Here is a 5,033-nt window from a genome sequence, read left to right as displayed (position 1 = left end):
TTTAACCGGACAGCCTGCAATAGGCCTCAAAATGGCTATAATAGCATATTTGCACATGGAAAATGGGAGCTCTTACAATAGCTAAAAGCCTTTGTGCGATCAAGATTCGGGTTTCTCCGGACAGCATATATCGCCGAAAGCAAATTTCTTGAAAAATAAAGGATTTATTTTTCTCGGCAAGGTATTATCTGCGAGCCTTGGAATTTAACCGGACAGTAATGAAAATACAAGGGACATTCTTTTACCTTACTTTTTTGAATCGTTCATAAATTGATGAAACCATGGAGCGTAAAATATGAGAGGTAAGATCTCAGTTGCAGTCTTATTGTTCATTCTCGCCATGTTTTTTAGTGTAAAATCTCACGCTGCGGCAAATGAACTTAACGAGATAAAAAATGCTATATCAGGCAAGAACGGCCGGTGGACGGCGGGTGAAACTTCGTTCACAAGGTTGACGCCTGACGAGAGGAGGAGTCGGCTTGGAACTATCATACCTTCCAAGGGCGCGGAAAAGGTAATGTCCGTTCCAACCGCTGTTTTGCCGACCAGAGTTGACTGGAGAAATTACGGTGGTTATGGCAGCTATGTAACCCCTGTAAAAGAACAGGGTGCTTGCGCCGGATGCTGGGCCTTTGCGCCTACTGCGGCTCTGGAGTCGTCGGTATTGATATCCCGTAATACCCCGGGAGCCGACATCGACCTTTCCGAACAGGTGGCTACATCCTGTAGCGGCGTAGGCTCATGCGTTGGCGGTTTCATCGATTATTTTTCGGATTTTATCCGTAACGTAGGACTGCCCGATGAGAGTTGCTATCCGTATATCGCCGCAGACGGTTCTTGTTCTAACGCATGTATGAACTGGACGTCCAATACGTATAAAATCTCGGATTGGTATCGGGTGAATTCCAATCTCGACGCCATTAAATACGCGCTCTACAACAAAGGGCCGCTGGTGGCAACCATGTCGGTCTATACCGACTTTCTTTATTATACATCAGGGGTATATTCCTACGCCTGGGGCAATCTTGAGGGGTATCATTCCGCGCTCATAGTGGGTTATGACGATGCCGGGCAGTATTTCATAGTGAAGAGCAGTTGGGGCGCTGATTGGGGTGAGGCGGGGTATTCACGTATTTCTTACAGTGAAATAAATAGCAATGTTTTCTTTGGGGATTGGACTATCGCCTATGATTATCCTATCCCTGCCGATTTTCCTACGATAGACGGCGTCCAACGTGTTTCTATCGCTAACGCAGACAACCCCGGCGACGCAAACGCAAACGGGAACGTTTCAAGCAATGGACAGGCGGCGACGGTATTATTAAGCGGCGTTGTCCGCGATGCGACCGGCGCGCCTGTTGCAGGCGTCGATATCAAGATCGGCGCTTATTCCGCGACAACCGATGCCAATGGGAAATACAGCTTCCCAGCGATACCTTCAGGCAATCATGCGGTTATATTGATTAAGGCAGGTTATTCCGCTACGACAGTAAACATAACTTTATCGGCCTCTCAGACTGCGACTAAGGATTTTATCATCGTTTTGTCTTCCGCAAATTCAAATCAAGCGAATAATCAGGGGAATGCGTCTGCGCAAGCCAATGCAAAAAATAAAGGGCCGGGATGGTTTGCTGAGCAGGCGCCTATCGTAAGTCATGCTGAAGCTGATGCATATTTTGCCTCAAGGAAGGTCAGCATCGGCAACGCTCTATCCGGTTCGGGTGCGCCCATGACCGGCCTTGCAACGGACGTCTCTCCGGAGATAATGGAGCTTGCCCGTGCCCTCAAAAATGATCCCGGTTATTTGTATTGGTATGTCACGTATAATATTGACTATGTCCCCTATTACGGCTCTCTTAAAGGCGCAACGCTCACGCTGCTTGACGGCAGCGGTAATGATTTCGATCAGGCTTCTCTTATGATTGCGCTTTTGAGGGCGAGTGGATATACGGACGCTCAGTATAGTTATGTATATGTACATCATTCTGCCGCTGACCTTGCAAATTTGTTTGGAGTGGATGAGACTTATCAGACGATATCCAATGTTATTGCGAATGCCGGCATACCAGCTGATGTTTCCAGCGACGGTTCGGCGGATATGAACCTAGTATGGGTACAGGTAACTATAAACGGAGCTGTCGTTTATTATGACCCATCCTTTAAAACATACTCATACACAAACAAAATCGATATCGGTCAGGCCATGGGATATAATCAGGCCGATGTTATGTCAGCCGTTGCATCCGGCGCCACTATAGGGAGCGATTATGTCCACAACCTTAATGAAACCGCGCTCAATAGCAAACTTTCCACCCTGTCATCAAATTTAGTTGCCACTATCCATAGCCAATATCCAAATAGCGACATAAAGGAAATTATCGGAGGGCGTAAAATCTCTACTCGAACTTCATCATATACAGGCGGCATCGTATATTCATGGAGCGAGGTACCCAATGCCTACATCGCGACATTACGCGTTCAGCATGTTGGTATAGATTATACGTTTAAGATTCCTGACTTGGGCGGAAGGCGTCTGACCATTACCTATCGCCCAGGCGGGACAGAACTCGGGCTGCTAGTGGATTGGGCGGAATTGCGCCTTGACGGCGCGTTAATAGCCACCAGCACCAGCACCATCTATCATGGATGGAAGTACCCGCTCACGTTGACAATAGACCACCCTTATGCCGCAAACAGCGGCGCTTATGCCGACCAGACGGTAACCTATACGCCTGTAAGCGGCAGTTCATACGCAATAGTTTATGATTTCGGCGGGACAACGGACGCCCGGCTTCATAAAAGCCAGAAGCAACTTGATGGTTATATTGCTCAGGGGTCGGCCAATACTTCGGAATCCGTCCTCGGCGAGACACTTAATATAATGGGAACAACTTGGATGAAGGAGGTGAACATGGCTAACCGTCTTTTATCCGCTCTTACCGATATCGTTGAAATAACGCACCACGATGTGGGTTTAATGGCTCAGGAGGCTGGATATTATATTGACGTGAAGGCGTTGACTTATAGTATTTCATCAAAACATAATAACATAAACAGCAGTATTGATGAGCTAGCTCACTTTAAGGCATCAGTGTCTGCCGCAAGCGCATTCGAGCATGGCATGCTGGAGCAGTTGATGGGGTCTGATAAGCCTGCGGTATCCACCATGAAGCTATTTCAGCTTGCCAATGCCAGTGCAAATACCAATGCTAATAAGGTATTCCTTGTGAACGAGGCTAACTGGGCAAGCATCAGGCCGCAATTGACGGGTTATTCGGTCGTTGATCTGGATTATTTTGCGAACCGGGTCGCCTTGACGAGCGCCGGAGGGTATACCTTAGTGCTTCCGCAGAACGGTACAATCCTTGCGGGTACCTCCACACAGTGGAAGGGTAAGGGCTATGTTGAGAAAAAATTTAATGCAGACGGCAGCAGCGGGTCTATGGGTATGATTATCGGTGAAAACAATTATGGAGGATATGCAGCTTCACCGGGGCCGGTTAACATTCCGAAGCTCGTAACAACTATTACGTATATGGTGGATAATGTTTTGTACAGCCAAACCATAGGTCAACATGTTACTTTAGTGAATACTCCTACTTCAAATGAGCCGGTAGACATGGCCAGCGGCGCATATATATATGACCATACCGACCTTGCCCTCGGTAGCAGCGCCCCGCTTGGTCTTTCCTTCGCTCGTTCTTATAACGGCAACTCCGGCTCCGTGAAACGCACCCTCGGCTACGGTTGGGCGCACAATTACGATATACGCCTTGAGCCTTCAAGCGACGGTAACCCGGGCCTCGGCCTGCGCCAGCCCGTTGACGCGGCGTCGTTTATAGCGGCGCTCTATACGATGGTGGATATCTTTAAAACCCGGGACGATATTCAGGGATGGATGACCGCCTCCCTTGCGAGCAAGTGGGCGGTTGATCAGCTTATCGACAACGCCGTAACGGTCAATCTGGGCGGGAAGACAATGGAGTTCGTAAAGCTTGCGGATGGCACTTATGCCTCACTTCCCGGACTGACGACAAAGCTTGTAAAGACAGGCGGTCTATATTCCCTTGAGGAGCGTTTCGGTGAGCGCACACATTTTAACGCCGCTAACCTCATCAGCGACATGGTTGACGTTGACGGCAATACGATGAACTTCAATTACTCCGGCTCTAATCTATCGAGTGTTACCGACGCCTTTGGCAGGTCGCTTGGCTTTACGTACGACGCCTCTAATCGCATAGCGTCGGTTGCAGACTCCGCTGGAAGGTCAATCTCCTATTCTTATGACGCAAGCGGCAACCTTGTGAATTATATCGACCCTGAGGGTAAGCAGTGGGGCTACGGTTACAACGCAGACCACAGGATGACGACGCTCATAAACCCGTTAAACATCACCACGATAACCAACGACTACGACACCTTGGGCAGGGTCAAGACCCAGACGGCGCCGAGACAGGGCGGATCTAATGTAACCTATAATTATTATTTCTCAGGCTATGTTAGTTACGAGCAAGACCCGGCCGGTAACTGGATTACATATTACTTCGATGAAAAAGGCAGACATACGGCCACTAAAGACGCTCTTGGCAAAAAGTCGAGCAAGGTCTATGACGGGCAGGACCACGTAGTCAAGACCATTGACGCAAGATCGAAAACCACTTTGTACGAATATGACGGCCAGAATAACCTTATAAAAGTAACAGACGCGCTCGGTAAAATCACCACAAACGCTTATGACGGTCAATACAGGCTCGTCTCAACGACCGACCCGCTCAATCACGCCGCGTCCTTTGCCTACGACTCCGAGCATCATCTTACAGGGGCGGCCGACGCGCTCGGTAACACCACGGCCGCGACATACTATACTAACGGCTTTAAGAACACGGCCGCTGACGCCCGCCACACAACGACCACGCTCGCGTATGACGGCTACGGGAACCCGTCCTCGACAACGACAGGCTCTCATGCGCCGGTCTCTTACGTCTATGACTCCATCGGGCGCATGACCTCGCTTACGGACAGGGTGGGCGCGT

At 49.3% G+C, this 5,033-nt stretch carries 1 protein-coding gene; it reads left to right on the top strand.

The window, feature by feature from the left end:
* Window positions 1-295 precede the first annotated feature (295 nt).
* On the top strand, window positions 296-5,033 hold a 4,738-nt coding region (locus HZA49_04155; GenBank protein MBI5778633.1), incomplete at its 3' end, for a carboxypeptidase regulatory-like domain-containing protein.

This window comes from Planctomycetota bacterium, assembly GCA_016235865.1.
In the GTDB taxonomy this organism is placed as follows: Bacteria; Planctomycetota; MHYJ01; order JACQXL01; family JACQXL01; genus JACRIK01.
This window is presented reverse-complemented; position numbering and strand designations above follow the sequence as displayed.